This is a genomic window from Ensifer sp. ENS08, assembly GCF_014852195.1.
Classification (GTDB): domain Bacteria; phylum Pseudomonadota; class Alphaproteobacteria; order Rhizobiales; family Rhizobiaceae; genus Ensifer; species Ensifer adhaerens.
The window spans coordinates 1-26,978 of the sequence record NZ_JACVBF010000015.1 but is presented as its reverse complement, the minus strand read 5'-3'; the positions used below and the strand labels follow the sequence as shown (position 1 = coordinate 26,978).

18 protein-coding genes and 1 tRNA gene are annotated in these 26,978 nt (G+C 61.8%); 8 read left to right on the top strand and 11 right to left on the bottom strand.

The genetic code is table 11. The annotated features are described in order from the left end of the window. Positions 1-39: 39 nt before the first annotated feature. From IB272_RS25575 to IB272_RS25555, 5 genes are all read right to left on the bottom strand, one after another. Positions 40-2,004: a glycosyltransferase family 2 protein gene (locus IB272_RS25575; RefSeq protein ID WP_113135906.1), complete on the bottom strand. Its 1,965-nt coding sequence runs from the start codon at positions 2,002-2,004 to the stop codon at positions 40-42. After that, positions 2,001-2,984, bottom strand: a complete 984-nt coding sequence (galE, locus tag IB272_RS25570) for a UDP-glucose 4-epimerase GalE (RefSeq protein ID WP_192445412.1) — start codon at positions 2,982-2,984, stop codon at positions 2,001-2,003. The genes IB272_RS25575 and galE overlap by 4 nt, the downstream gene beginning before the upstream one ends. A 1-nt stretch (position 2,985) precedes the next feature. Then, a complete protein-coding gene (locus IB272_RS25565) occupies positions 2,986-4,026 on the bottom strand; it encodes a UDP-glucuronic acid decarboxylase family protein (RefSeq protein ID WP_083523640.1) in 1,041 nt (346 codons plus the stop codon). Positions 4,027-4,566: 540 nt separating this feature from the next. Beyond that, positions 4,567-5,367, bottom strand: coding sequence for a response regulator transcription factor (locus IB272_RS25560; RefSeq protein ID WP_060517453.1), 801 nt, complete (start codon positions 5,365-5,367; stop codon positions 4,567-4,569). Positions 5,368-6,478: 1,111 nt separating this feature from the next. Continuing rightward, complete coding sequence (locus tag IB272_RS25555; RefSeq protein WP_034787212.1) at positions 6,479-7,408, bottom strand: siderophore ABC transporter substrate-binding protein; 930 nt, start codon at positions 7,406-7,408, stop codon at positions 6,479-6,481. A 253-nt stretch (positions 7,409-7,661) separates the two neighbouring features. Here IB272_RS25555 and IB272_RS25550 point away from each other — a divergent pair, with 253 nt between their 5' ends. Genes IB272_RS25550 through IB272_RS25540 form a run of 3 tightly spaced genes read left to right on the top strand, consistent with a single transcriptional unit; the run spans position 7,662 to position 10,319 of the window. Further along, positions 7,662-8,606, top strand: coding sequence for an ABC transporter permease (locus IB272_RS25550; RefSeq protein ID WP_113135923.1), 945 nt, complete (start codon positions 7,662-7,664; stop codon positions 8,604-8,606). Continuing rightward, positions 8,596-9,564 (top strand): iron chelate uptake ABC transporter family permease subunit, encoded by a 969-nt coding sequence (locus IB272_RS25545; protein WP_060581232.1) that lies wholly within the window; start codon positions 8,596-8,598, stop codon positions 9,562-9,564. Before IB272_RS25550 ends, IB272_RS25545 begins: the two co-directional genes overlap by 11 nt. Then, positions 9,561-10,319, top strand: a complete 759-nt coding sequence (locus IB272_RS25540; RefSeq protein ID WP_060517449.1) for an ATP-binding cassette domain-containing protein — start codon at positions 9,561-9,563, stop codon at positions 10,317-10,319. The genes IB272_RS25545 and IB272_RS25540 overlap by 4 nt, the downstream gene beginning before the upstream one ends. Before the next feature lie 98 nt (positions 10,320-10,417). On the opposite strand, the gene IB272_RS25535 is transcribed toward IB272_RS25540, so the two are convergent. Then, entirely contained in the window at positions 10,418-13,516 is a 3,099-nt protein-coding gene (locus IB272_RS25535; protein WP_060581231.1) for an efflux RND transporter permease subunit, read from the bottom strand. Beyond that, positions 13,513-14,670, bottom strand: a complete 1,158-nt coding sequence (locus IB272_RS25530) for an efflux RND transporter periplasmic adaptor subunit (protein ID WP_162733044.1) — start codon at positions 14,668-14,670, stop codon at positions 13,513-13,515. Before IB272_RS25530 ends, IB272_RS25535 begins: the two co-directional genes overlap by 4 nt. A gap of 270 nt (positions 14,671-14,940) precedes the next feature. On the opposite strand from IB272_RS25530, the gene IB272_RS25525 reads away from it, so the two are divergent. Further along, on the top strand, positions 14,941-15,540 hold the full coding sequence (locus tag IB272_RS25525; RefSeq protein ID WP_060581229.1) for a TetR/AcrR family transcriptional regulator: 600 nt from the start codon (positions 14,941-14,943) through the stop codon (positions 15,538-15,540). Between the two features lie 99 nt (positions 15,541-15,639). Here the strand turns inward: IB272_RS25525 and IB272_RS25520 are convergent, their stop codons facing one another. Further along, entirely contained in the window at positions 15,640-16,683 is a 1,044-nt protein-coding gene (locus IB272_RS25520; protein ID WP_060581228.1) for a class I SAM-dependent methyltransferase, read from the bottom strand. 313 nt (positions 16,684-16,996) lie between these two features. Between IB272_RS25520 and IB272_RS25515 the strand changes: the two genes are divergently transcribed. Together IB272_RS25515 and IB272_RS25510 are read left to right on the top strand one after the other, a co-directional pair. Then, positions 16,997-18,994, top strand: coding sequence for an EAL domain-containing protein (locus tag IB272_RS25515; protein ID WP_060517443.1), 1,998 nt, complete (start codon positions 16,997-16,999; stop codon positions 18,992-18,994). Between the two features lie 287 nt (positions 18,995-19,281). Further along, positions 19,282-21,048: a hypothetical protein gene (locus IB272_RS25510; protein ID WP_113135904.1), complete on the top strand. Its 1,767-nt coding sequence runs from the start codon at positions 19,282-19,284 to the stop codon at positions 21,046-21,048. Here the strand turns inward: IB272_RS25510 and IB272_RS25505 are convergent, their stop codons facing one another. Further along, positions 21,049-22,197, bottom strand: coding sequence for an AI-2E family transporter (locus IB272_RS25505; RefSeq protein WP_060581226.1), 1,149 nt, complete (start codon positions 22,195-22,197; stop codon positions 21,049-21,051). A 314-nt stretch (positions 22,198-22,511) separates the two neighbouring features. Between IB272_RS25505 and IB272_RS25500 the strand changes: the two genes are divergently transcribed. Both IB272_RS25500 and IB272_RS25495 read left to right on the top strand, forming a co-directional pair. Continuing rightward, entirely contained in the window at positions 22,512-23,891 is a 1,380-nt protein-coding gene (locus tag IB272_RS25500; RefSeq protein WP_034787232.1) for a DUF3300 domain-containing protein, read from the top strand. A 21-nt stretch (positions 23,892-23,912) separates the two neighbouring features. Continuing rightward, entirely contained in the window at positions 23,913-24,953 is a 1,041-nt protein-coding gene (locus IB272_RS25495) for a DUF2950 domain-containing protein (protein ID WP_060581224.1), read from the top strand. Between the two features lie 96 nt (positions 24,954-25,049). On the opposite strand, the gene IB272_RS25490 is transcribed toward IB272_RS25495, so the two are convergent. Together IB272_RS25490 and IB272_RS25485 are read right to left on the bottom strand one after the other, a co-directional pair. Then, on the bottom strand, positions 25,050-26,132 hold the full coding sequence (locus IB272_RS25490) for a histidine kinase (protein WP_060581223.1): 1,083 nt from the start codon (positions 26,130-26,132) through the stop codon (positions 25,050-25,052). Positions 26,133-26,598: 466 nt separating this feature from the next. Then, a tRNA-Met gene (locus tag IB272_RS25485) sits at positions 26,599-26,675 on the bottom strand. Positions 26,676-26,978: the final 303 nt, after the last annotated feature.

Genomic DNA, 26,978 nt, shown 5'->3' with positions numbered 1-26,978 from the left:
TCGCATTGGAGACCACACACACTCGACTGCTTGCCGTCGTCATGACGGCACATGAAACCGACCGACCTTCCTGGTCGTTATCGTTTCCCTGTTACTTTGTTGGCTGATATTCGATGCACTGATTTCGCCGCCCGCCTGCCCGTCGGATGGCTGTGAAAACCCTCTCCATTTCAGGCGGAAGCGAACGGTTTTGAGATTGGTGCCGCTGCCGGCACCGGCGACCGTGTATCTCGTTTCGGTGAAACTCACGAACTGCAGGCCGTGCGACAGCGCCTGGGTTGCCTCGGCCCCATGGCGCACGGCCGATTGAGCCGAGAGCACCGAGACCAGCACCAGGCACCCGGCCGTCGCCGCCGTCATCGTCGACCGCGGGATCAGGGCCAACCGATTTTCGCGTGCGTGGCAAATGAGGATCACCGCCACCAGCCCCGCATAGATGAGCGCGTTGATACCGGCGAAGACATAAAACCCCCGCGCCGTGCCGGCATCGGAGATACCCCAGGCGACCAGAGCCGATGCCAAGGCGAGCACCAGATAGGGCATCAGCACCCGCAGCGGCAAAGGCGCGGCAGCACCGCCGCCCTTCGGCGTGATGCGGAAGTCGACGAAGGAGCCCGTCAGATGATCGCGCACCGCCGCAAGGCAACCGAGCAGCGACCAGGGCCAGCGTGCAAACAGGAACAGCGTGCCTTCCCAGCTCAGGACGCGTGCGTCATAGGGCCGGAACGTGCCCGTCGAGCGCCAGAAATAGGCAAGCGCGATCAGCACCAACGAGAGCGGCGCGAAATGCAGCAGAAATTCCGGATAGGTGACGGCGACGAAGGTCCGACCGGAGACGAGCGCCACGATCGGCATCAGGAACATCAGCGCCATGAACGACGAAAACAGCGGATACCAGAGCTGCGAGAACAGGAACTGGAACTTCAGCCGCGGCGACAGCTTCGGCACGTAGACCGGCGAGTATTTCAACAGGATCGTGACGAGGCTTCGCGACCATTGGAACTCCTGAACCACGAGATCGGCGAAATTGGCCGGTCCGTCGCCATGGGCGATCGCGTTCAGCGCATGCACGCCGCGCCAGCCATGAGCATTCATGATCAGCGTTGTCGAATGGTCTTCGGCAAGTTCGGGCCCAAGCCCGCCAATCTGCTTCAGGGCCTTGGTCCGAACGGCATAGTGCGAACCGATGCACAGCGGCGCCCAGCCGTTGTTGTAGCCGGCCTGCAGCGAGCCGTGCATGCTGGCTTCCGCGTGGAGCCTCCCGCGCGCTGCCCAGCTGGTGGCGGCGTTGGCATCGCAGATGCTCGGCGCCGAGACATAACCGACCGACGGGTCGTTGAACGGGCGCAGCACCTCGACGAGATAGGTGGTTTCCGGCACATGATCGGCATCGAACTGGGCGACGAAATCGTAGCGCTCGTAGCCATAGTGATCGTAGAAATAGGCGAGGTTTCCCTCCTTGCACCGGGTCCGGCGCGGCCAGGAAGAGCGATGGTAGTCTGCGACGCCCTTTCGCGTGGAGATCATCACCCCGCGCGCCGCGCACCAGGCAATCGTGTCCGGCGACGGATCTTCGTCGGCGAGCCACACGTCGAATTCGCAGCCGGTCTGGTCGAGCATGGCGAACAGCGTCTTGCGCACCACCGAAAAGGGTTCCGAAGGCGCCTTGGTTACCACCATCGCGACCCGCCCCTGCGGTACCCGGCCGGCGCTTGCCGCCATAACCTTCGCGCCGGAAAAGATCACGATGAAATAGACCGGCAGCAGGGTGATCCATCCGACGACCACCGTGATCAGCACATAGGACGGCCAGTCGACGACGTGGGCGGGATCAAGCCACCACTGCCAGAAATACAGGAGAGCGCCAAACCATGCGGCAATGCCGAGGACATGGAGCCGTCGCAGCCGGCCCGAGAACAGGGCGGCGGGCGCCGAAGCGGCCTTCCGGCTCTGCCCGAAGGCGATCGTCTCATCCGGTTTCGCGGTTTCCAGCGACCAGTTCATGAGCGCACCTCCAGGCCGAAGCTCGGCGCGGCCGTCGCGATGATCGTGTCGATGTCCGAAAGCTGCGGACGGAAACCCAGCCTCTGGCACGCCCAGTTCGTGTCGGCATAGAGAACCGGCGGGTCGCCGGGCCGGCGCGGCAGCATCTGCACCGGAACCGGCCGACCGGTGACCCGGTCGATGGCCGACAGCACCTGCCGGACCGACGTCCCATGGCCAGAACCGAGATTGGCGTGCAGCACCTCGCCGCCGTCGCGCAGATAGTTCACCGCCGCCACATGCGCGTCGGCAAGATCGGTCACGTGGATGTAGTCGCGGATGCAGGTGCCATCCGGTGTCGCATAGTCGTCGCCGAAGACATCGAGCCTGTCGATCCACCCGGCCGCCGCCATCAGCGCACGGGGAATGAGATGCGTTTCCGGATCGTGTTTTTCGGTCAGCTGCCCTTCCGGATCGGCGCCGGCCGCATTGAAGTAGCGCAGCGCCACTGAGCGGATGCCGTAGGCACGGGCATAGTCGCCAAGCATCAGTTCGATCATCAGCTTGGTGCGGCCATAGGGATTGATCGGCAGCTGAACCATGTCCTCGGTAATCGGCAGCTGCGGCGGGATACCGTAGGTGGCGCACGAGCTGGAAAAGACGATGCGTCCAAGTCCGGTCGCCCGGCAGGCTTCCAAAAGCGCGATGCTGCCGGCGACATTGTTTGTGTAGTATTTTCCCGGATCCTCGACCGATTCCCCGACATAGGCGGATGCGGCAAAGTGGATGAGGCATTCGGGCGAATGGGTCCGGATTGCCGCCGCCAGTCGTTCCTTGTCCTCGATCGCCCCCTCCACGAGGGGGCCCCATTTCACGTTGGCTCGATGCCCCGTCGAGAGATTGTCGTAGACGACGGGAACGATGCCCTGCTCAGCCAGACGCTTGCAGGTGTGGCTGCCTATGAAGCCGGCTCCGCCGGTGACCAGTGCGACGCGAGACATGTCATACCGCCTCTCCGGCCACTGCGCGACCGGCCGCACTGAGGCGCTCGTCGAAATGGGCGATCGTGCGCTCGAGGCCTTCGCGCAGCATCACCTTCGGCTCCCATGCGAGCTCACCACGCGCCTGGGTGATATCGGGTCGCCGCTGGCGAGGATCGTCGGTGGCCGCCGCCAGATGCACGATGCGCGAGCGCGAGCCCGTCATCGAAAGCACCATTCGCGCGAGCTCGAGAACCGTGAACTCTCCGGGATTGCCGAGATTGATCGGCCCGGTGCACGGGTCGGCCGAGACCAAAAGGCGGAGGAAACCGTCGATCAGGTCGTCGACATAGCAGAAGGAACGGGTCTGGTGCCCGTCACCATAGATCGTCAGGTCCTTGCCCTGCAGGGCCTGGACGACGAAGTTGGATATCACCCGCCCGTCGTCGGGACGCATGCGCGGACCGTAGGTGTTGAAGATACGCGCGACCTTGATCTTCACGCCGTAAGTCCGGTGGTAGTCGAAGAACAGCGTCTCGGCCGACCGTTTGCCTTCGTCATAGCAGGCTCGCGGCCCGATCGTGTTGACGTTGCCGAAATAGGTTTCCCGCTGCGGACTGGTCAGCGGATCGCCATAGACTTCCGAAGTCGAGGACTGGATGACGGTGGCGCCAGTGGCCTTGGCGTTTTCGAGCGCATGCAGCGCGCCGAGAACGTTCGTCATCAATGTCCCGACCGGGTCCGCCTGATAGTCCGGTGGTGACGCGGGGGAGGCAAAGTTGAAGATGACATCGGCATCGATCAGGTAGGGCTTTCGAACGTCGTGATCGATGATGTGGAGATGGGGGTCCTGCGCCAGATGAGAGAGATTTTCGCGCCGGCCGGTCGAAAAGTTGTCAAGACAGATGACCGTATGACCCAGGGAAATAAGTCTTTCGCAAATATGAGATCCGAGAAAACCACTTCCACCCGTTATTAGTATTCTCTTCGGTATTCCTGCGATCTTCTTAAGAAACTCCCGCTGTCCGACCACGGACAGCGGTCCCGTGACGACCTTTCGCATGCGCACCTCCAATTATTAAACTCACCATTTTCGTTGGTGATTTGGAGACGGGATGCGAGCGCAATAGATAATAAAAATATTCTCTTTATTACAACGACACGCACAACCCGACAAAAAATAAACTATTCAATTTCAATCAATATTTTTTAGATTCTCAATTTCAATATTAGCTAATTATCAAATACGAACCGTCCAGTCAATATGTATGGAATTTATTTCCAGTAAATAATCCGAAATTACAACAAATTACTATTGACATAATCATAAGTGATTACATTTCAGCCAATCCAGGCCAAAAGTAACGAAATATTTACCAGTATATTCTAGGGTAATTTTCGGTGTGATCTTTCGAGCTTTCACGCACCTGTCGAGGAGACATGCCACAGCGGGACCGCCCGGCCATTCGCCGGGGCAGGTTCAAAGTAGCATTTGATTTCGGGAATCAGCCCCAGGAGAACGCACCTGGGGCCGAGTTGAACTTGGCACGCCTTCGACGACGGCCAAGCCCTCAAGCAGACAAATGTCTGCCTTACGTCGCGTCTAGTTCTTCCAACGCGACAGGAGAACGTCGCCGTTGCGCTCCGTCGCCGCATCGTTGGTGAAGTATCGAGACGCCGCTTCCGTACGGTTGCGAACGTTCATCTTCTTATAGATGTTGCGGACGTGAACCTTGACGGTATTTTCCGACAGCCCGAGCCGGTCCGCGATGATCTTGTTCTGCGTGCCCTTGCAGATCAGATCGAGGATCTGGACCTCGCGTGTCGTCAGGCCATCGGGGCCAGCATCGCGCTTGCGCCGTCCTGTTCCCGAAACGGTCGTCTGGCCCGGGGCCTCCCCGCGCCGGCCATAAAGGCTGTTCGCCGCGAAAGGCTCGGGAGAAAGCCGCCGCAGCAGAGCCGCCGGGAAATGTTCGCCGCCCTTCATCAGTAAGTCGATGGCAGCAAGGCAGACATCCAGATTGAGGTTCAACGGCAGGACGCCATGGATGAGGCGCTCTTCGACGAAGCCGGCAATCGACGGATCGAGTTCCTCGGCATTCTCCACCACCAGGCCAATCGATGCCCGCGGGTGGAACTCGTGAATGGTCCGCAAGATAGCCGGAAAGGACTTGGGAGGCATCCGGTACAGCATGATCAGCGTGACATCGACGAGACTACCGTCAAGCAGATTGTCGGGATCGGAGAAGCTGACGATATCGTGCCCTTGAAACCTGGACCCGACGGCCTGCATCAGGCATTCGGCGAACAGGTCGATCTTGGCGAGCATTACGATTTTTTTCTTTTGTGACAAAGCCTTGTTGTTATCTTCAAAATCACCCACTTTGGAGCTTCCAGGATACATTACGCCCTCCTAGGATTTTTCCATTTATTTTTATGGGTGCCCCGGTCTGGCCGTGGGCACGCCCCACTTTCAAAAAATTTATTCGGAACCACTTATGCGTCACGATTATTCCTGTGCGATAAAATTCGCGATAGCTAATGTAACGTAAAGATCTCCGCAACGAAACAGCCCAAAAGGATTAGAGAAGCGCCGGAAGGGCACTTAAATCGTTATAAATCGAACCATCTTTGGGTTATATTGCTAACGTTCTGTTTACCAAGACGCGGAACGCTCTCAAAAACAAGCCTCTAGGATACCCCCAGCAGAGCGAGCGTCCTATGCATTTCTGCCAAGACGGACCCGACGGCACGCGATAAATGGATTAGTTAAGCGGCCTCGTGCAGCCGCGCTTAACCCCCCTCTTCCGCTCCGATATACGCAGGAATACTTAGTTGGTACTAGGAGGCCCGTCCGCTGCTGTCGAACGATAGCCCGAAGCCAAGCGCAAAGCGTGGAAAGCGCGGAGGTACCGGTCGGCAGATGCCCCTGAAAAAGCAGGGGATTTCCTCGCTGCGCCAATGGCTTGCGGTCGATGGCTAGGCGAGAAAGTGTCAGTAATTACAAACCACTAACTAGAATTGGTATCTTCCGCGCCACGCCATTTGGTGTCAAATTGAGCGTTCGTTCCGGAAGATCAAAAGGGACCGGCTGAGCGCCACCAAGCGCTTCCAGCCGTGAGAAGCCTCGACCTCCGGAGAGTAGCGTCAGCGTTCCACCGAGTAAGCGTAAAGCAAGTCAACATAAAGACCGGACCTAAATCCGGGCATAAATTATATAAAAAAGTAAAAACTAAATAAATTTAGCAAAAAAGCGAAAATCTCTAAATCAAGATATTATCGTTCTTCCAAACGGAGCCAACACCGGAAAAATACCGTAAGAGTTAAGGGTATTTGGTGTTGGCCTCCCCTTTTTCCGAAATCCGCTCCAGCAACAAAAACCGCGCCCGGCGACGTCAGGCAACGCCGAAAGAGGCAGCCATGATCAGCGCGCCTGGAAAGCGGCGCGCTGCCTGTCACTCAATGATGCAATCGGGCACCACGCGGCGACACCGCAAGGCGGCTCGCCGCTGCGATCACTTCTTGCTCAGCGCCTGCGCCAGCTGATCGACAATGTCCTGTTGCGACTTCAGGCCCGATGCCGTGAGGTAAAGCTTGGCGGAGTCGAGATAAACGACGTGACCGTCCTTCCAGGCCTTGGTCTGCCGCACGAGTTCGTTGTCGAGCAGGGCCGCTGCCGGCTGTGCCTGCTGGCCGATGGCTGCATCGCGATCGACGACGAAGATCCAATCGGGGTTGGTTTCGAGAATGTATTCGTAGGAAACCGCCTGGCCGTGGGTCGCGACCTGCAGCTCGGGATCGGCCGGCTTGATCCCGAAGACGTCATGCAACGCGCCGAAGCGCGATCCCTTGCCATAGGCGCTGATCTTTCCGCCGGTCGTCAGCAGGATGAGACCCGTTCCACGTTCCGCAGCAAGGCCACGCAGCGCCTCGATCGAGGAATCGAGCTTGGCGATGCTTGCCTTGATCTCGGCTTCTTTGCCGAAGATCTCGCCGAGGATCTCTGCATTCTTCTTGACGCTGCCGATCAGATCCTTGTCGTCCGAGGTCAGGTCGATCGTCGGTGCCAGTTTGGCGACTTCAGCATATTTCGCCTGCGACCGCCCGCCGACGATGACGAGGTTGGGCTCCGCCGCATTGATCGCCTCGAAGTCGGGTTCAAACAGCGTGCCGATCTTCGCATAGGTGTCGGCCTTGTACTTTTCGAGCGACGGCGGGACGGCCGATCCGGGGACGCCGGCGACGGCGACGCCGAGCATATCCAGCGTTTCCAACATGCCGAAATCATAGACCAGCACGGTCTTCGGGTTTTTCTCCACCTCGGTGACGCCGCTGCTGTGTTCGATCTTCAGTGTTTCGGCCATCGCCACCGATGCGCCGCCAACCGTCATCACGGCCGCGACGAGCAGTCCGCGCAAACCATTAGAGAAGGGAGATATATTCATGACTATTTACCTCATGTTTTCTCCTCCTCCCTAGCGCGATTTTCCCGGGAGAGCAATGCGCGCATTCCGCGTCATTCCCGCCTCACAAAACTTGACGAAGCCGATCATATATATGACTAAGGCGAGCCTTCGATCGAGCACCTCCTCACGGCCGCAAGCCTCAGGGGTTTCGTTGCGGCGGTCGATGGAAAAATGCAGCCACGGATACGAGAGCGGTGATCAGAACGAAAAGCAGCTGGAGCGTGACGCAACCATGAGGCCGGTCCTGTTCGCCATCCCGGTCGTCCTGTTGCTTGCCGCCGTCAGCGTCTTTACCGGTGTCGGCAGTCTTGCGGCCAGCGACGACGGCCGCGGCTGGCTTCTGGTCGTCGAAAGCCGCCTGCCACGCACACTGGCGCTGATGCTCGCAGGCGCCGGCCTCGCCGTGTCCGGCACGATCATGCAGATGCTGGCGCGCAACCGCTTCGTCGAGCCGTCGACCGCCGGCACCGCCGAGTCCGCCGCCCTCGGAATGCTTCTGGCCATGCTGATCGCGCCGGGCCTGCCGGTGGCAGGCAAGATGGCCTTCGCCACCCTGACCGCGCTTGCCGGAACCGCCCTGTTCCTGCAGATCCTGCGCCGCGTTCCGCTGCGCTCGGCGCTGATGGTGCCGCTGATCGGCCTCATGCTCGGCGGCGTGGTCAACGCCGTTACCACCTTCATCGCCTATCGCTACGACCTGATGCAGTCGATGGGCGCCTGGATGTCCGGCGATTTCTCGGTCGTCCTTCGCGGACGCTACGAGCTGCTATGGATCGGTTTAGCGCTGACGCTGGTCGCTTACGCGACCGCCGCGCGCTTCACCGTCATTGGCATGGGCGAGGCGATCGCCCGCAATGTCGGGCTCGACTACGACAAGGTGGTCACCCTCGGACTTGCCATCGTCTCCATGGTCACGGCGACGGTGGTTGCGACCGTCGGTATGATCCCGTTCCTCGGCCTCGTCGTTCCCAATATCGTCAGCCTGACCCTTGGCGACAATCTCAGGCGCACATTGCCAGTGGTCGCCATCTCCGGCGCTGGGCTGGTTCTCGCCTGCGACATCGTTGGGCGGATGGTGATTGCGCCCTACGAGGTGCCGGTGGGCACGGTCATGGGCGTGATCGGCAGCCTCGTCTTCCTTTATCTCCTGCTTTCGAGGCGGTCCCATGCAGGCTGATGCCAAGCGGATCTCTCCGTCGACCGTCCTTCTTGCGTCCGCTGCGCTGGCGCTACTGTCGATGATCGCCTTCATGACCATCGGCGCGAAGGGAAGCTGGAGCTTCATCCTCTCTTTCCGCGGCACAAAGCTTCTCGGCATGGTGCTGGTCGCCTACGCGATCGCCGTCTCGACGGTGCTGTTCCAGACAATTTCCGGTAACCGCGTCCTGACGCCGTCGATCATCGGTTTCGACGCCATGTACACGCTGCTGCAGACGGTCATGGTGTTCTTCCTCGGCGCCGCCGGCGCGGCAAGCATAAACCCGCAGATGCAGTTCACGCTCGAAACGACCGTGATGGTCGGCCTGTCGCTGCTCCTGTTCCGCGCCCTCTTTTCCGGCGGCAGCCGTAGCCTGCATCTCCTGATGCTGGTCGGCGTCATTCTCGGGGGCCTGTTCCGCAGCCTCTCCTCGTTCCTGCAGCGCATTCTCGACCCCAACGACTTCATCGTCCTGCAGGACAGGCTGTTTGCAAGCTTCAACAGTATCGATGCCAACCTGCTCGGCATTGCCGCCGCAGCCACCCTCGCCGTGACCTTCGTCCTGTGGCGGTTGTCGCCCACATTCGACGTGCTCTCGCTCGGGCGCGAGGCGGCGATCGGGCTTGGCGTCGACCATCAGCGCGTGGTGACGCTTCTCCTGGTGCTGATCGCCGTGCTGGTCTCGGTCTCCACCGCGCTCGTCGGGCCGGTCACCTTCTTCGGTCTGCTCGTTGCAAGTCTCGCCTGGCAGCTGTCACCCACCGCCAGCCACCGCTTCGTCCTGCCGGTCGCAGTCTTTATCGCGGTCGCGACGCTCGTCGGCGGCCAGGTCATCCTCGAGCGGCTGTTTTCCTTCAACACGGCGCTCAGCATCGTCATCGAATTCTTCGGTGGCCTAGTCTTCATCTTCCTGCTCGTCCGAGGCTCCGCGCGATGATCGAGATCCAAGAGGTAACGAAATCCTATGGCGGCACCGCGGTCGTCGACCGGGTGTCGCTGACGCTACCCGCAGGCGGCCTGACCTCGATCATCGGCCCAAATGGTGCCGGCAAGTCGACGCTTTTGTCGATCGTCAGCCGGCTGATGCCGATGGATACGGGCAAGGTGCTGGTCGACGGCCTCGACGTCAGCCGCGCCGCCGGCGACGTGCTAGCCCGGCGACTGTCGATCATGCGCCAGGACAACCACATCAGCGCGCGCTTGAGCGTGCGCGACCTCGTCGCCTTCGGCCGCTATCCCTATTCCAAGGGACGGGTGACCGCGGCCGATGCGGAGCATATCGACCGATCGATCGCCTATCTCGGGCTCGAACCCTACCAGAACCGCTTTCTCGACGAACTCTCCGGCGGCCAGCGCCAGCGCGCCTTCATCGCCATGGTGCTGTGCCAGGACACCGACTACATGCTGTTCGACGAGCCGCTCAACAATCTCGACATCAAGCATGCGGTCGAGACGATGAAGCTCCTGCGCCGGCTGGCCGACGATTTCGCCAAGACGGTGGTCGTCGTGCTGCACGACATCAACTTCGCCTCCGCCTATTCCGACCGCATCGTCGCCATGCAGGGCGGCCGCCTCGCCTTCGAGGGACCGCCGCAAGACATGATCGTGCCGTCGCGGTTGCAGGCGATCTTCGATGTCGACTGCCGCGTCCATGCCGTCGGCGACACGCGCCTCGTCAACTATTTCGACTAGAACGCAGACATACGCCTTGGCCCGAATGCGCGAAGCGCGCTGCACGGACACCCATGCAGCGCGCTTCGACAATGATCATGCCGGGAACAGCGCGGACGCTATCCGGCCGCGCCGGGTGCGCCCTCCTTGCCGATCCGGGCCGCATCCGCCGCGTGGTCCTCGTCCGTCACGGAGGAGAAGCGCTTCAGCCAGCGGCCCATCTTCGTGTTGATGTCGTCCATCACGGTGAACATCACCGGCACGAAGACAAGGCTCAGCATCGTCGAGGTGATCAGGCCGCCGATCACCGCAACCGCCATCGGCGCGCGGAAGGCGGCACCGGCGCCGACGCCGATGACTGCCGGGACCATGCCCGCCACCATGGCGATCGTCGTCATGATGATCGGCCGCGCGCGGGTGACGCCCGCCGTCAGCAGCGCCGTGCGCCGGTCGGCACCGTCGTTGCGGCACTCGATCGCATAGTCGACCAGCAGGATCGAGTTCTTGCAGACGATCCCCATCAGCATCAGGATCCCGATCATCGACGAAAGGTCGAGTGCCGCACCGAACAGGATCAAAGCCAGCGCCGCGCCGCCGATCGACAACGGCAGGGCAACGAGGATGGTCACCGGCTGCAGGAAATCCTTGAACAGCAGGATCAGAACCGCCACGACCATCAGGATGCCGGCAAGCAGCGCCAGGGCGAAGTTGCGGAACATCTCCGACATGTATTCCGCGTCGCCATAGTTGGCCTGCGTCACGCCCGCGGGCAGTTCCTTCATGGCCGGCAATGCCGAAATCGCCTCGAAGGCCGTGCCGAGCGTCATGCCGTTGAGGTTTGCCTCGACGGCGATCAGTCGCTTGCGATCGAGACGCTCGACGCTGCTTTCCTCGGCACCGAAGGAGACGTCGGCGACGGACGTCAACGGCACCAGGGCACCCGCATTCGTGCCCACCCGCAGATTGCGCAAGGTGTCGAAATCGCCGCGGGCCGACCGGTCGAGCATCACCCGGATCGGCACCTGGCGGTTACCGAGGTTGAACCGCGCGGAGTTGCTCTCGCTGTCGCCCATCGTCGCGATACGGGCGACGGTGCCGATCGAGGTCACCGACACGCCGAGCCTTGCCGCCTCGTCGAAGCGCGGCTTGACCAGAAGCTCGGGCGAAAGCAGCGGCTCGGTCGACCGAACGCTGACCAGCCCGGGGAGTGCACGCATCTCGTTTTCCAGACGCCGCACCGAAGCCATCAACGTTTCCGGGTCATCGCCCGTCAGGTAGATGGAGAGGTCCTTCGCGCCTTCGGTCGAGGAGAAGGTTGCCTGGATGTCGGGGGTCTCCGCCAGCAGGGGCCGCAACGAAAGTTCGAAGGACTTGCGGTCGAGTTCACGCTCCTTGCGCGGCTTGAGCTTGATGCGCAGCGATACCTCGTTGAGACTGTCGGTCGTCGCCAGAACGTTCTCGACTTCCTTGCGTTCCTTGAGCTTGGCCACCAGATCGTCGGAAATGCGCGCGGTTTCCTGGAGCCTCGTGCCGGGCGGCAGCGTGATCTTGAGCTGCGAGACGTTGCTGTCGCTCGTCGGCATGAAACCCGTCGGCAGCATGCTCAAAAGCGCGATCGAGCCGACGAAGATCAGCGCGACCATCGAAAGCGCGGTCTTGCGGTGATCGAGGGTCCAGCCGAGCATGCTGCGATAGGCGTCGCTGATGCGCGACGGCTTGACGGCATGGCCGTGACCAGGTTTCGGCCGCAACAGATAGGCCGCCATCAGCGGCGTCAGCAGGCGTGCCACCAGCAACGAGAACAGAACGGCGATCGCGACGGTCAGGCCGAACTGCTTGAAATATTGCCCGACCGCACCACCGATGAAGCTCACCGGCGCAAAGACGGCGACGATCGTCAGCGTCGTTGCGACGATCGCAAGGCCGATCGCATCGGCCGCATCGATTGCCGCGATGAACGGCCGCTTGCCCATGTCGACATGCCGCTCGATATTCTCGATTTCGACGATCGCATCGTCGACAAGAATGCCGATGACCAGCGTCAGGGCCAGAAGGCTGATGCCGTTGAGCGTGAAGCCGAGCAGGTCCATCACCGCGAAGGTCGGCAGGATGGAAAGCGGCATGGCAAGCGCCGAGATCAGCGTCGCCCGCCAGTTTCGCAGGAAGGCGAAGACGACGACGATGGTCAAAAGTGCGCCTTCGATCAGGGCCGTGACGGCCGCATCGTAGCTCTCCTGCGTATACTCGACGAGAGAGATCAGCTCGGTCATCTCGACGCCGGGAGTGCGCGCCTGGATTTCCTTCAGCCGCTCGATGACGCGCTCGGCAACGACCGTGTCGCTCGCTCCCTTGCTGCGCGAAACCGAGAAGCTCACGATCGGTTCGCCATCGAAATGGGCAAAGCTGCGCGGCTCGGACGAAGTGTCCTCGATCGTCGCGATGTCGGAGAGCTGCAGCCAGCGGCCGCCTGCAAGCGGGATCGAAAGCTGCCGGAGCTCGTCCACCGAGCCGGCACTGCCGACGGTGCGGATCGACTGCTCGCGCCCGCCGATTTCGCCGCGACCGCTCGGGATGTTGATGTTGATTTCCCTGAGCGCCGTGTTCACCTGGTCGGCCGTTACGCCAAGCGCCAGCAGCCGTTCGGGATCGAGCGAAACGCGCACTTCGCGGCTGACGCCGCCGAGGCGTTGCACCTTCTGCACGCCGGGCAGTGTCAGCAGTTCGCTGGTGATCGTGTCATCGACGAACCAGGACAGCTCCACTTCCGACATGTGGGGCGCCCGCACGGCGTAGTAGACGATGGCGCTACCGTCGACGTCGAGGCGCGAGACGATCGGCTCCTGAATGGATTGCGGCAGGTCGGCGCGGATCTGCGCCACGGCCTCGCGCACGTCGTTTGCCGCCCGGTCCGGATCCGTGCCGATCTTGAATTCGACCGTGGTCGTGGAGACGCCGTCGGTAATGGTCGAGCGGATGTGACTGACCCCGACAAGGCCGGAGGCGACCCCTTCGACGCGGCGCGTCACCTGCGTTTCCATTTCGCCCGGCTGCGCGCTCGGTTGCGTGATCGTCACCGTGACGATCGGGAAGGATACGCTCGGATTGGCGTTGACCGGCAGCCTCAGAAACGAGGCGATCCCCATCAGCGTCAGCACGACGAAGAGAACGATCGTCGGAACCGGCTTGCGGATCGCCCAGGCGGAGATGTTGCTCGTCATTGCTGGTCGCCCGTCTGCGTCGGCTGGACGTCTTTCGTTGCGACCGCTTCGCCTTCGCGCAGCGACGCCCCGGATTTAAGGACGACCCGTTCGCCGGTCGAAAGGCCCGAGGTAATCTCCACCTTGCCGCCCTGGCGCATGCCCGGCTTGACCGACTTGCGCACGACCTGGCCCCCATCGACGACGAAGACCGAGACGGCGCCATCCGGCGCACCGAAAAGCAGGGCGGAATCGTCGACCATGATCGCCTTGCGCTCGCCCACCACGATCTCCGCCCGGCCGAACGTGCCCGCGAAAGGCGGGCGCCCGGTGGACAGCGTGACTTGCGCGGTGCCAAGGCGGGTCTCGCGGTCGATCTTCGGGTTGATTACCCGCACGTGCCCCTGGAGCCAGTCGGCTCGGCCCGAAAGCTTGACCTTCACGGTCTGGCCAACCGCGAGCAACGGCAGTTCGGTTTCCGGCACGTCGGCCGCAAACTCGATTTCGCCACCGCGAATGAGCTTGAGCAGCGGGTCCGAGCCCGCAAGCGCACCGGCGCGCGCCAGCCGTTCCGAAACGATCCCGTCGGCAGGTGCCACGATCACGGCACGATCGAGCCTCCGGCGCGCCTCGGCCTCAAGCGCTTCCGCCTGGTCGTAATCGGCCCGCGCGACCTCGACAGCCTGTTCGGCAAGGGCGAGCGCGGAGACGCGTTCCTCGAGAATGGTCGCGGCCTGAAGGTGGCTCAACTGGCGGGCGCGCGCGAGTTTTCGCTGTTCCTGCGTGACCGTCTCTTCCTCCCGCGCCATCGCTGCACTGGCGCGCGCGACGCGGCCCTTGGCCTCGCGCAGAAGGTTCTCCAGCATGTCGGTTTCCAGCCGGGCGAGCACCTGCCCCGCGGCTACCCGATCGCCGATCTCGACCTCGACACTGGCGATACGCTGGTCAGTCAAGGTGGTGCCGACGGCAATCTCCTCGCGGGCAACGAAGATGCCGGCAAAGGAGCGTGTCCATTGCTGTGGGCGGCTGTCGGCAACGAGCGTCGTTACCGTGCGGGTGGCAGACGGGGCGGGAACGGAGGCGGCGGCCTCCCCCGAGGCGCGCGCCGGACCAGCAGCCGCCGCAATCACAAGCAACGCTGCAAGAGCGACGTTCAACTCAATTGTACGTCTCATTTCATTGGCTTTCCATTGGCGGGGCCGGCGGCGTGATGCGCCTGCGATACCGGATCCCGGGTCGGGCAAAGGGCGTCGATAATTTATTAGATCATTCAATCTAACAATAGAATTCATCAAACGCGACAATTGTAAGGCAGATCACACACGAGCATTGCGGGAAGATGGCGGAGATCATGCAAACGGCCGGCGGCCTTGACACCGATCGTCTGCCCACCGAAATCAGAGTGATTGATCTAATAATTGAACGGCATGCAAGGAGAACCGGCGATGCGCAAGATCGACCCCGAAAAACATGCGGCCAGGCGTCGGCTGATTCTCGATGCGGCAATCGCCTGCTTTTCGCGCAAGGGTTTTCACGGCACGTCGACGGCCGAGATCTGCGCCGAGGCAGGCATGAGCCCGGGAAATCTTTTCCATTATTTTCCGACCAAGCACACCATCATCGCGGCGATCGTGGAAGAGGAACGTCAAGAAACGGCGGAGATTTTCCGAAAGCTGGGCGAAGAGGAGGATCTGTTCGCCGCCTTGCTGGGCTTTATGGATAGCGTTCTCGAACTCGCGGGCGATCCTGCCTATTCGAGCCTCGCGCTCGAAATCGCCGCCGAAGCGATGCGTGACGAGCGCATCGGGACGCTCGCGGCGACGAACGACGCGGAACTCCAGTCGGCGCTCGTGGCACTCCTGCGCAACGCCGCCAGCCGAAACCAGATCGACAGGACCCTCGACGCGCAAGGTGCTGCCCGCTGGATCGCCGCGATCATCGACGGCATCTTCAGCAGGGTCGCGGTCGATCCCGGCTTCAAGCCGAAGGAGGAAGGCGTGCTGCTACACCGCCTGTTGAGCCGCTTTCTGCGCACGCAAGACTGAGCGTGAGAAATACGAAACCGCAGCGGCCCTTCGGCACCCTGCGGTCTCCGGTTGCCGGCCCGCCTCGGCTTGAAGCCGAGGCAGTTCGTCGAAGCAATCTCAGGAATGCTTCTGGATGACGCCGTAGACGATGTTGCGGTTGGCACCGAAGAAGACGCGCGCGTCGATTGCAGACTTCCCGGCACTCTTGTGGATGATGTTCCACATGTCCACTTCGGAACGCAGCAGCAAGGCCCAGTTCATGAAGGTCTCCATGTAACCGTCGACACCGATGTCCTGGGCGAAGTTGGCAAAAAGGAAGACGCCGTTCGGCTTCAGCATCTGCAGGCAGCGATGCGTCAGCTTGATGGCCACCTTGTCGGCGAGATAGTCGTAGAGACCAGCCGCATAGATGAAGTCGAACGTGCCGAGCTTCTGGTCGCGGCCGAGCAGGCTGCGAACGGAACCGTCGACCGCTTCGATCGCCGTGCCGGAGAAATCGCGGCTGATCGATCCGACACTGAGAGGATCCTGATCGAGCGCCACCCAACGCTTGATGCGGCGTTCCTCGAGTGCTTTCGAGCGGTTGGCTTCCCGCAGATGACCCGCGGCAATCGTCAGGATCTCCGCCTCGGAACCCCGGCTCGCCGCGATCTCGTCGACGTGGCGCGTGAGGATATCGCGGCGCTCGCGCACCGCCACCGAGGACGAAGCGTCCTTCGTGTAGTCGTAGAGGGCGCGCCCGACCGGCGACGCCTGCTCAATTTCGCCGGCAACGCTCGCATGGCCGTAGATGAAGTCGAGCAACTGCGCGTCACCCGAATATCCCCTGGGCTTGTCGAACGACCACCGGGTGAACGGATCCTGCAGGAAGTACTCCGAAACCGGGTGATCCTGGGCAATCGGGATTAACTCCTGCCACACGCTCGGGTGGTATTTGGCACGGGTCTGGTGGAGGGAGCCCGCGAGCCGGTCGATAATTTTCGACGCATCCGTTCCTTGAATGAATTGTTCCTGAGCGACCCTGAGAATCAATGCGAGCTCGGCCTTGGCGGTCGAGAGCTGTTCGTCATGTCGTTCGCCGCGGGGCGAAACGAACTCATCAGCCATTGCCTTGGGAGTAATGAGGCTCTGACCGTCGAAAACAGTCTGAAATTGGCGCACGCGAGACCATCCGTTAAAGCTTTGTTAACAATAGTCGCGAAGATGCGCGCATTACGGCTCGGAATGCAAGTTTTTGTATATAATAAGGTAAATACTCGGAGCTCACCCCTTTGGGTGATACCGATTCGCAGATGCCCTGACCCATTAATTTAACAAAACTTAATGGACACCTCCTATCATGCCTCGCAGCGTTTCCCGCCCTTGTTGCAGATGGGCTGCGGCGAACACGCAGGGAGTGTCCGAAACAACGTCCATTGATGGAAAAGCGACGACAGATTTCCGTTGACCGTGACGTAGCGCGATGGATCAGTGCATGAAGCACACGTTGGCCGACGTAGTTGACATCGACCTACACAAGCAGCCGCACAGGCCGCACCTGGCTGAGCTTCAGACCCTCTATCGCATGGAGGGCGAGGCTGGCCGGCGCGCCTCGACCCGGCAGGGGCTGTGGGTTGCCGTCGTCGTCTACCTGCTCTTCTTCATCCCGGACATCCTGCTCGTCCCCGACGTCGCCTTCTACACGATCGTCTCGCGCCTCTTTGTCGGCATCGGCTCGCTTCTGACCTTCGAGATCCTGTTTCGGCTGAAGGCCCAGACCAAATGGCTCGACGGCACCTGCGCCGCAGCCCTCGTCTTCGGCTACATAGGCTGGCTCGTTCCGGCGATGATGACGGCCGATACGAGCAGCATGTCCTACTACATGATCTTCGGCGCCATCTTCATGATGGGCGCCAATCTCTTTTTCAGCTTACGGTTCCGCCTCTCGGTGGTCGCCTCCAGCATCGTGCTGGTGACGTTTTTCATCGCGCTGTCGTTCTTCTCCGAGCACGATCCGGCCTACCTGATCGCCTTCGGAACGTTCTACGTCTCCTGCTTCGTCTTCACCTCCTATGTGAACTGGAAGCTCAACCGCGAACGCTACAAGGTTTTCCTCAACGCCTTCGAGGCGAAGATCCAGCAGAACGAAGCTTCCGAGCGGGGAATGGCGCTTCTGCGGCTGTCCAACACCGATCCGCTGACCGGTCTCGACAACCGCCGCGCCATCGATCAGCAGCTGCGCGACTACTGGAACGATTGGCAGAAGCTCGGCAAGAACTTCACCGCCATGCTGATCGATGTCGATTTCTTCAAGAAATACAACGACTGCTACGGCCACCAGGAGGGCGACCGCTGCCTCATTCTCGTGGCCAATGCGCTCGGCGAAGCGATCAGGAACTATCACGGCTCGATCGGCCGCTACGGCGGCGAGGAGTTCATCGTCCTTGCTCGCCTGGATACGCGCGAGCAGGCGGCCGAGCTTGCGGAGGTCATCTGCCGCACGGTTGAAAGCATGGGGCTGATCCACGAGCAGCGACGCGACGGCGTGTCCATCGTCACCGTCAGCGTCGGCGCCGCCTTCACCCGCAATCACACCGGCGCCAAGCTCGAGAAAATCATCCACGAGGCCGACCGCGCGCTTTACGCCGCCAAGGCGAGCGGGCGAAACTGCTCGAAGCTGTTCGATCCGAACGATCCGCAGAGCAGCGACGAGAGCGAGAACATCGCGGCCCTCCTGAAGATCGCCGTCGACCAGAACCTGGTATCCCTCGTCTACCAGCCGATCACGAACGTGACGACTGGCGAGGTCGATGCCGTCGAGGCGCTGATGCGCCTGACGATGCTGGACGGCACCTCGGTTCCGCCAAGCCTCTTCATCCCGGTCGCCGAGCGGACCGGCGCCATTCTCGATCTCGGCCGCTGGGCGATAAAGACCGTGTGCCGCGAACTGCTTGTCGACAATCACGTTCCCTTGGTCAGCGTCAATGTCTCGCCGATCCAGCTGAAGACGCCGGGCTTTGCGACCTCGGTCGCGGCGATCCTGGGAGAAACCGGGGTTGCCGGAAGCCGGCTCGCCTTCGAAATCACCGAAGGGCTGGAGATGGAGATGCACTCGGGCATCCTGCGCTGCATCAGCGACCTGGAGACCCTTGGCATCCGCATCTGGCTGGACGATTTTGGAACCGGCTTCGCCGGCCTCTCCTGGCTGCGCCTGATCGATTTCGACACGGTGAAGATCGACCGGTCGTTCCTGCACGATTGCGCCACGCCGAAGGGCCGCGCGATGCTGCAGGACATCATCGGGCTCGTGCGCAACCGCGGCCACAAGATCCTGATCGAGGGCGTGGAAACCGACGAGCAACTGGCCCTGATGCGGCGCTTTCGGATCGACCATGTCCAGGGTTTCCACGTCGGACGCCCGGCGCCAGCGGACATGTTCCGCACGCCCACCGACAAGCCGCGCCTCCCGCTTCGAAACGGCGTCCGTACCTAGAAGCCTTGTCGACTTCATTTGCCACGATTTGCGGTCGAAGGAAGGCAAACCGGTATCGGCGGACGGGAATGCCGCTGCCGCTTCCCGTTCGGCGCTGATCAATGACATCAGCGAGCGAAACGCCCGGCCGCGTCCTCGGCATCGTCAGCGCACGCCCACGCAACCTCGGCAGGGAACGTGAAGCCCGACGCGAATAAATGTTGCGCTCCGACCGAACCGGTGCGTAGGATACGGGAGACTACACTGCCGCCGGATACAATCTCACATTGTGCCCATGGAGGCGCGTGATGGCCATCGGGGACCAGCAGGACGTCGGCGTCGAACCGACCATATCTCCGCCCAGCAGCGTGGAGGTTCTGGCACAGCTTGAGCGCATTCGCCTGAGCGCCGAATTCGATGCTCCAGACCGCGACCGTAAATTCCTGGCCTATGTCATCGAGGAAACGCTGGCCGGGCGCGGGGACCGCATCAAGGCCTATTCCATTGCCACCGAGGTTTTCGGCCGGGATTCCTCCTTCGACCCGCAAACGGATCCCGCCGTTCGGATCGAGGCGGGCCGCATTCGTCGGGCACTCGAACGCTATTACCTCGTCGCCGGACGCAGCGACCCGATCGTGATCCGGATGCCGAAGGGCGCCTATGTGCCGACCTTCGAAAGACGAGCCGAAAAGCAGCCAGCAGCCGTTAGAGAAAGCGGAATGCCCCCGTCCGAGGCCGCGCCGGTCGGCTGGCGTCATCTCCGCCGCATCCTGCTTGGCGCTGCGGCGCTTGTCTGTGGCCTCGCCGGTCTGTCGGCCGGCTTGCTGCTTCTTTCCGGTGACAACAGTACGGCGGCCGGTCGGCCAAATATTCCGAAGGTGATCGTCACGCCTTTCGAGGACATCTCGGGGACGCGGCAATCGGCGATGATGGCGCAGGGGCTGACGGACGAAGTCGTGAGCAACCTCGCCAAATTCAAGGAGATCGTACCGGTCACGGTCAGCGATCCATTACGGACATCGGCCGATCAAACCTATGCGCTTGAAGGACGGGTAAGGCTCGAGGCAGAGCGGCTGCGGCTGGTCGTGAGGCTCATCCAGCGATCCGACGGGGCGGTCGTCTGGGCGAACACCTACGACGAACGACTGCAGTCCGGCGACGTCATCGATCAGCAGGCAAGGACGGCGGCCGCGGTCTCGAGCGCGGTGGCAGAACCCTATGGCGCCATCTTCCAGGCAAGCGCAGCCGAACTCAGGCGTTCGGTTCCCGAGGGCTGGCAGGCCTATGCCTGCTCCCTCACCTACTACGACCATCGCGGCGACATCGATCCGCAATCCCGTCGCTCCGCCGAGGAGTGCCTGCAGCGCGCGACCCGGCAATTCCCGACCTACGCCACCGCCTGGGCGCTTCTGTCGATGAGCTATATAGATGCGCTGAGCAATGGCCTCGATCCCTCGGCCTCAGCAGGGCTGCTGGAACAGGCTGGCGAAGCGGCGGCGCACGCCGTCGATCTTGCCCCCTTCGACGTTCGCGCCCTCGAAGCACAGATGCTCGTCCTCTTCGCTCGCGGCGAAGTCGATGCTGCCCTGGCCGTCGGCGCCCGCGCGCTTGCCATCAATCCCAACGACACCGAACTTGCCGGCGCATACGGCCTCCGGCTCGCGCAGTCGGGCCAATGGGATGCGGGCTGCAAGCTCCTGTCGGACGCAATCGAACGCAACCTCGGCCAAACTGGCGTTTTCGAAAGGGGGTTGGCAAGCTGCGCCTATTTCGCCGGCGACTACGTCGCCGCCGAACGGTGGGCGCGCCTCGCCAATCCGGGCGCCAACCCGGCCGACCGGGTCCTGCTGCTTGCGATTCTCGGAAAGCTCGGCAAGACGGACCAGGCGCGTGAGGAGCGAAAGTGGTTCGAGACCAACGCCCCGGCTCTCTTCGGTAACCTCGGGCAAGCGATTGCCCTTCAGTTTCACCGTCCCGAGGATCAGCACCGCCTGTTCGACGGCCTGCGCGCCGCCGGCGTTGCTGTGCCCGAAGCGGAGTATCAGCAGGCAGGTACCACCAGCGCGATACGCTGATCAGATATTGCCGGGTTCAAGCTCGCCGTCGCGGACGGCCGGTTCAGCCGCCTTCTCTGGCGCCGCATCAGAGCGCGCCCAGACCATCAGCAGATCATGCGCGACACTCAGCACGATCGGCCCGAGAAAAAGACCGATCAGGCCGTAGGACAGCGTGCCGCCAAGCACCCCCAGCAGGATCACCAGCGTCGGCGTCGACAGCCCGCGTGCCACCAGGATCGGCTTCATCACATTGTCGATGACGAACAGCGGGATCAACAGAATCGTCAGCAACAGCGCCGGACCGAAATCCATGGTGAACCAGGCCCAGATCATGACGGGCAACAATATCAGCGCGGGGCCGATCTGGATAATGCAGAGGATCAGCACGACGAAGGCAATCGCGCCAGGCGCCGGAACATCGAACAGGCTGAGCACCAGTCCGCACAGAAATGCCTGTAGCAGCGCCACGCCGATGACGCCGCGCGCCACGTTGCGGATCGTCGCCGTCGCCAGCTTGAGGAAACCGATGCCCCGCTGGCCGCCGATCCTGCCGGCAAAGCGCTGTGCCATTTCCGCCAGCCGCTCCGCCGAACCGAAGAGAAAACCTGCGATCAACACCGAGACCACGAAACTTAAGACCTCGGCGCCGACGCTCGCGACCTTGCCGAGAACCTTGGTCCCGGCTTGCATCAGCGCCGGTTCGATCTTGCTCAGCAGTGCTTCGATATTGCCCGACGCCATGCTCCAGACCGCATGTATGCGCTCGCCGACGACAGGCCACGTGCGGATATATTCCGGCGGGACCGGTACGCTCAGAGAACCGTCGGCAAGCCTGGCAAGCAGCGCCTGCAACCCCTCGGCAAAACTGACCGCGATCGCAGTCAGCGGGGCGACGATGACGGCGAGGCATATCAGCGTGATCAGGAATGAGGCAAGGCGCCGCGAACCGAGCAGGCGTCCCAGCCTGGCATAGGCTGGAAAGAGCGCCACCGCGAGGATTGCCGCCCATATCAGAATGATCGCGAAGGGTGCGATCAGCGTCAGAGACCAGTAGGCCAGAAGCCCGACGATGCCGATCCGGGCGATATCCGTGATCTTCGCCTCGATGGAAGGCGACCCGTTCGTTCCGTTGCGGACCACATTCGATCGGGAAGGATCCTCGTCCATGCTAGCCCCTTCCCCCTGACGCGAAACAGCCGACACCCGCAGCTCTATGCTCGCCGGCACCTTGCAAGCTCTACCGTCACGTGGATGGCACGCCCACGGCAACCGTGAGGCAGTAACATACAGTAGAATACGCCTGCCGGGCTTCCCGATCCGCCGGCCTCCTCTAGAGATTCCATTGACTGATGACGGCTGTGGTCAGAGACTGCTGCGCGATCAGCTTGAAATTGCAGAACAAGAAGCGTCGACAGGGGGCTGTCCCGCGCGCCAGTTCAAGCGCCCGTGCCATTGCCCAATACACGAGGGAGGCTGGATAGATGATCAAAAAGACGATCATCGCGCTCGGCAGCGCAATCGCGGTTTTGATAACAACACCCGTCACGGCGGTTCTTGCACAGCAGACGGCAGCCGCACCGGCTGCTCAGGAACAGCAGACAGCACCCGAGCCGCTCAGCGACGATGAGCTCGAGGTGCTGGTGGCGCGCATCGCGCTCTACCCGGACGAGTTGGTGGCGCTCATTTCCGCCGCCGCACTCTATCCTTTGCAGATCGTCGAGGCAGAACGGTTTCTTGAGGCTCGCGAGAAGAAACCCGACATGAAGCCGAAAGACGACTGGGACGGCAGCATCATATCGCTGCTGAACTACCCCCAGATCGTCAAGATGATGAGCGAGGATCTCGAGTGGACGCAGTCTTTCGGCGATGCGATCGCCAATCAGCAGAAAGACGTGCTGATGGCCATCCAGCAACTGCGTGACGAGGCGGTCGCCAAGAACATCATCAAGACCGACGACAAGGTAAAGGTGGTCCAGGAAGGCGACAACGTCGTCATCCAGGCGGCCAACCCGGAAACGATCTACGTGCCGCAGTATCCGCCGGAGATGCTCTACGAGCCGAACTATGCGCCGGCGCCGATCGGCTACTACGACGAGCCCTATCCCGCCTACTGGTATCCGGGTGCGGCCTTCTTCGCCGGCGCGGTCACGGGTGCGGCCTTCGCCGCGATCGTCGACTGGGACGATTGGGGCGTCTGGGGTGGCCGCTGGAACGGCGGCGACATGGACATCGACTGCAACAACTGCTTCAACAACATCAACGGCAAGGTGAAGTGGAACGACGTCGACTGGAAGAATGTCGACCGCAGCAAGATCAACTTCAATCGTGACCAGCTTCAGCATTTCGACCGAAACAGCATCAAGAACAACATCAAGGCGAACGGCAACAACAACCTGCGCAACCGCGCCGCCGAGATCAATCGCGACCGGCCGAACGCACGGCCCGGCGGAGGTGGCGGCGGCCAGATCAGGGATGTGCGCAAGAGCACGCTCGACGGGCTGAAAGCGCAGCAGAGACCGGCGGCTCGGCCCGGCGGCGGCGGTGGCGGTCAGGCGATCGCCAAGGCCCGCGCTGGGGACGGAAAGCCGAGCATCAATCGCCCGGGCAACAAGCCGTCGCAGGTCAACCGCAGCGGTGGCAAGAAGAAGATGGCGGCAAAGGCGCAGAACCGGCCGAAGAAGCCATCGGGCCTTGGCAATGTCAATTCCGGACGGCGTGAGGTCGCTTCGTCACGCCGCGGCGGGCAAAGCCTTGGCGGTGGTCATCGCGGCGGTGGGCGGCCACAGATGAGCCGTGGTGGCGGCCGGCCGCCGATGCACCGTGGCGGTGGCGGACGCGGCGGCGGCGGCCGCAGACGTTGATCGGATCACAGGAGAACGACCATGACAAAGCTCTTCAATTCCCTTCTCCTGGGATCAGCGATGGCGCTGGTTCTGGTAGCGACGCCGATCGGCTCCGCCTATTCGCAGGACAAACCGCCTGCCGATAAACCTGCTGGCGATCAAGCTGCCGGCGATCAGCCTGCAGGAGACCAACCGTCGGCCGATCAGCCGCCGGCGGACCAGATGGTGGGTGGGCTGGATGCCTATGCCGCCGCAGAAGACCCGCCGGTCTTCGACGATCCGGACAAAGCCATCGGCGAATTCAAGGCCAGGCTGGCCGCCGATGATTTCGACGGCCTGGCAAAACTTTTGGGGCTGAATGCGGAGAAGCTGAAAGACAGCGAAGGGGTGAAGGATACGTTCGCTCTTATCCGCGAAGGGGCAGCCCGCAATGTCGTCGTTCGCGATCTGGAGGGCCGCAAGATCCTGCAGATCGGCGACCGGCTCTGGCCCTTGCCCTTCCCGCTCACCAAGGGCGATGACGGCAAATGGGCCTTCGATACCTATGTCGGACTCGAAGAGATCGTCAATCGTCGCGTCGGCGAGAACGAGTTGCAGGCGATCGACACGGTCGAAGCCTATGTCGATGCCCAGAAGGAATACGCCTCTGAGGATCGCGACTCCGACGGCGTGCTCGAATATGCCCAGAAGCTGATCAGCACGCCCGGCCAGACCGACGGTCTCTATTGGCCGGCCGACCAGGGGGATGGCGAAAGCCCCGTCGGAGACTCGATCAGCGAAGCGGCCCTGGAAAAGGCAAAAGCTGGCGAAGGATACTTCGGCTACCGCTTCCGCATCCTGACCTCGCAGGGCGACAACATTGCCGGCGGTCGCTACGACTATGTGATCAACGGCAACATGATCGGCGGCTTTGCGCTGATCGCCTGGCCGGTCACCTATGCGGAGACGGGCGTGAAGACCTTCCTCGTCAACCAGCAGGGCATCGTCTACGAGCGCGACCTCGGGCCGAGCACGGAAGCAATTGTGCCCTTCATCGACCGCTTCGATCCCGACGAAAAGTGGTCCGTCGTCGACGATTGACGGGGATGCTACCATCGGCATGAACGATAACGCCGCCCAATCGGGCGGCGTCAGACAATAACCTCGCCGGCCCGTCCGCCAGCCTCTTCCTTTGCCTCAAACAAGTATCAAGGGCATATCGAGCGAGGCCCGGAATTTGCGCGGCTCGATCGGGCCCGCTGTCAGCGAAGCTCCCTCCGGGAAATGGGTGCTGACGCGGTGGGCCACATTGGCAAGACCGATGCCGAGCCCGTGCGTCATCCCCGCCGCAGTCGCTGCGGCAACATCGTTTTCGACGATCAGATTGAGCCTGTCCCCGCGCCTTGCCGCGCGGATCAGGATTTCGACTGTGCTGCTGGAACGACCGACGCCGTGTTTGACCGCGTTCTCGACCAAAGGCTGCAGGATGAGACTTGGAACTTTCGCATCCTCGAGTTCGCCGGGAATGTCGATTCGAACGCGCATCCGGTCCGAAAACCGCTCCTTTTCGATATCGAGATATTCCTTCTGCAGCGCCATCTCGTCGGCAAGCCTGAGCTCACGCATGGGGTCGAGCTGCAGCGTCGAGCGCAGGAACGCCGAAAGCGACATGATCATCCGTTCGGCCCGCTCGGAGGCCCCCTCCTCGACAAGGCCGGTGATGGAATTAAGCGTGTTGAAAAGGAAATGCGGGTTGATCTGGTACTGCAAGGCGCGCATTTGCGCCGCGAGCGCCTCTTCGCGTGAGGCGATCAGCTTCAGGTCGCGGTCGCGCACGTCCATGTGATTGAGCAACGCGACGAAGAGAAACGACCAGCCGAAGAAGATCGACATGCGATAGCAGACCGCATAGGCGTAATCCATGATGTTGAACGGCACGACCACGGGCAGCATGATCAGGCTATAGAGATAGGCGTCCAGCAGCGACATGCCGAGAGAGCTGACCAGCGACAGCAACAGACACGCCGCGATTTGCCGGCCATAGCTCTGCCGCCGCATCCGGCTGAGAAGCTGCGCCAGGAGGATGGCGACGAAGACAAAGACCGCTTCGAGCGCCAGCTTGCCGAGAAGGGGCTTCAGCGGATTGTCCCCGATCGTGAGCCAGATGGGACTGCTGATCAGGAATTCGGCCGCCGCGTAGATCAGTGCCAGCCGCAGGGTCACGACGCGAAACCGGTTGCCGTCCAGGAAACTGTCGGTGGGGATGGTGATGTGCTTCATCAAACTCTGTCGTGCTGAATTCGGGTCCAAGCCCCAGGCGCCAGCATGACGAGGGGCGGCTATTTGAAAAAGCAAATAAAGAAATTTAGCAACTAAAAGGATCACTCGGTTCGGTCTTTCCGCGCGAAGATTGCAGCGGAAGTCGAGGAGATGGCTCGACCCCGTGGAAAGCCACGTGGGCCGACGACGGCAGGCGTCGGGCGAGAGTGCGTTGAGGGACGGGCTTGACCACGAAACGGGCGTGGCTGCGATCATGTGATGGCATGTCGCGGCTTTGGTGGCGACTACGTAAGCGCCCGGCGAAGCTCGCTCACTGCGTTACGGCGTCTTGCTCTCGGACTTGCGGGGCGCGATCAGGTCTCAGGAACGTTGCCTGATCTGCCCGCTTGCGCCCGTCTGGGTCTTTTCCCTGCGGTTCAAACGTCAAAAAGCCCGCTGGATTTCTCCATGCGGGCTTTTTTTGATTTGGTTGCGGGGGCAGGATTTGAACCTGCGGCCTTCAGGTTATGAGCCTGACGAGCTACCGGGCTGCTCCACCCCGCGCCAAGCGTAAATCCCGATGGGATTTATCGCGGTAACGTAAATCCCGAAGGGATTTATGGTCTGTGCCGAGCAAATTGCGAAGCGATTTGTCTCGTGTAAGGGACGCACTGATGACTTCGGTCTAGCAAAACAAAAGGGCCGCTTGGTGGCGGCCCGTGTTTCGGCTGGGCCGAGGCATGAAGAGAAGGTGATCTTTGTTTTCCGGATTTTATCTTGCGCTTTGCAGACCTGGCAGCGACCTACTCTCCCGCGTCTTAAGACGAAGTACCATCGGCGCTGGGGCGTTTCACGGCCGTGTTCGGA

Bases quoted from the DNA above. Each gene is read 5' to 3' on its own strand.
- IB272_RS25575 (WP_113135906.1), bottom strand. From the start codon at position 2,004: ATGAACTGGTCGCTGGAAACCGCGAAACCGGATGAGACGATCGCCTTC.
- galE (WP_192445412.1), bottom strand. From the start codon at position 2,984: ATGTCTCGCGTCGCACTGGTCACCGGCGGAGCCGGCTTCATAGGCAGC.
- IB272_RS25565 (WP_083523640.1), bottom strand. From the start codon at position 4,026: ATGCGAAAGGTCGTCACGGGACCGCTGTCCGTGGTCGGACAGCGGGAG.
- IB272_RS25560 (WP_060517453.1), bottom strand. From the start codon at position 5,367: ATGTATCCTGGAAGCTCCAAAGTGGGTGATTTTGAAGATAACAACAAG.
- IB272_RS25555 (WP_034787212.1), bottom strand. From the start codon at position 7,408: ATGAATATATCTCCCTTCTCTAATGGTTTGCGCGGACTGCTCGTCGCG.
- IB272_RS25550 (WP_113135923.1), top strand. From the start codon at position 7,662: ATGAGGCCGGTCCTGTTCGCCATCCCGGTCGTCCTGTTGCTTGCCGCC.
- IB272_RS25545 (WP_060581232.1), top strand. From the start codon at position 8,596: ATGCAGGCTGATGCCAAGCGGATCTCTCCGTCGACCGTCCTTCTTGCG.
- IB272_RS25540 (WP_060517449.1), top strand. From the start codon at position 9,561: ATGATCGAGATCCAAGAGGTAACGAAATCCTATGGCGGCACCGCGGTC.
- IB272_RS25535 (WP_060581231.1), bottom strand. From the start codon at position 13,516: ATGACGAGCAACATCTCCGCCTGGGCGATCCGCAAGCCGGTTCCGACG.
- IB272_RS25530 (WP_162733044.1), bottom strand. From the start codon at position 14,670: ATGAGACGTACAATTGAGTTGAACGTCGCTCTTGCAGCGTTGCTTGTG.
- IB272_RS25525 (WP_060581229.1), top strand. From the start codon at position 14,941: ATGCGCAAGATCGACCCCGAAAAACATGCGGCCAGGCGTCGGCTGATT.
- IB272_RS25515 (WP_060517443.1), top strand. From the start codon at position 16,997: ATGAAGCACACGTTGGCCGACGTAGTTGACATCGACCTACACAAGCAG.
- IB272_RS25510 (WP_113135904.1), top strand. From the start codon at position 19,282: ATGGCCATCGGGGACCAGCAGGACGTCGGCGTCGAACCGACCATATCT.
- IB272_RS25505 (WP_060581226.1), bottom strand. From the start codon at position 22,197: ATGGACGAGGATCCTTCCCGATCGAATGTGGTCCGCAACGGAACGAAC.
- IB272_RS25500 (WP_034787232.1), top strand. From the start codon at position 22,512: ATGATCAAAAAGACGATCATCGCGCTCGGCAGCGCAATCGCGGTTTTG.
- IB272_RS25495 (WP_060581224.1), top strand. From the start codon at position 23,913: ATGACAAAGCTCTTCAATTCCCTTCTCCTGGGATCAGCGATGGCGCTG.
- IB272_RS25490 (WP_060581223.1), bottom strand. From the start codon at position 26,132: ATGAAGCACATCACCATCCCCACCGACAGTTTCCTGGACGGCAACCGG.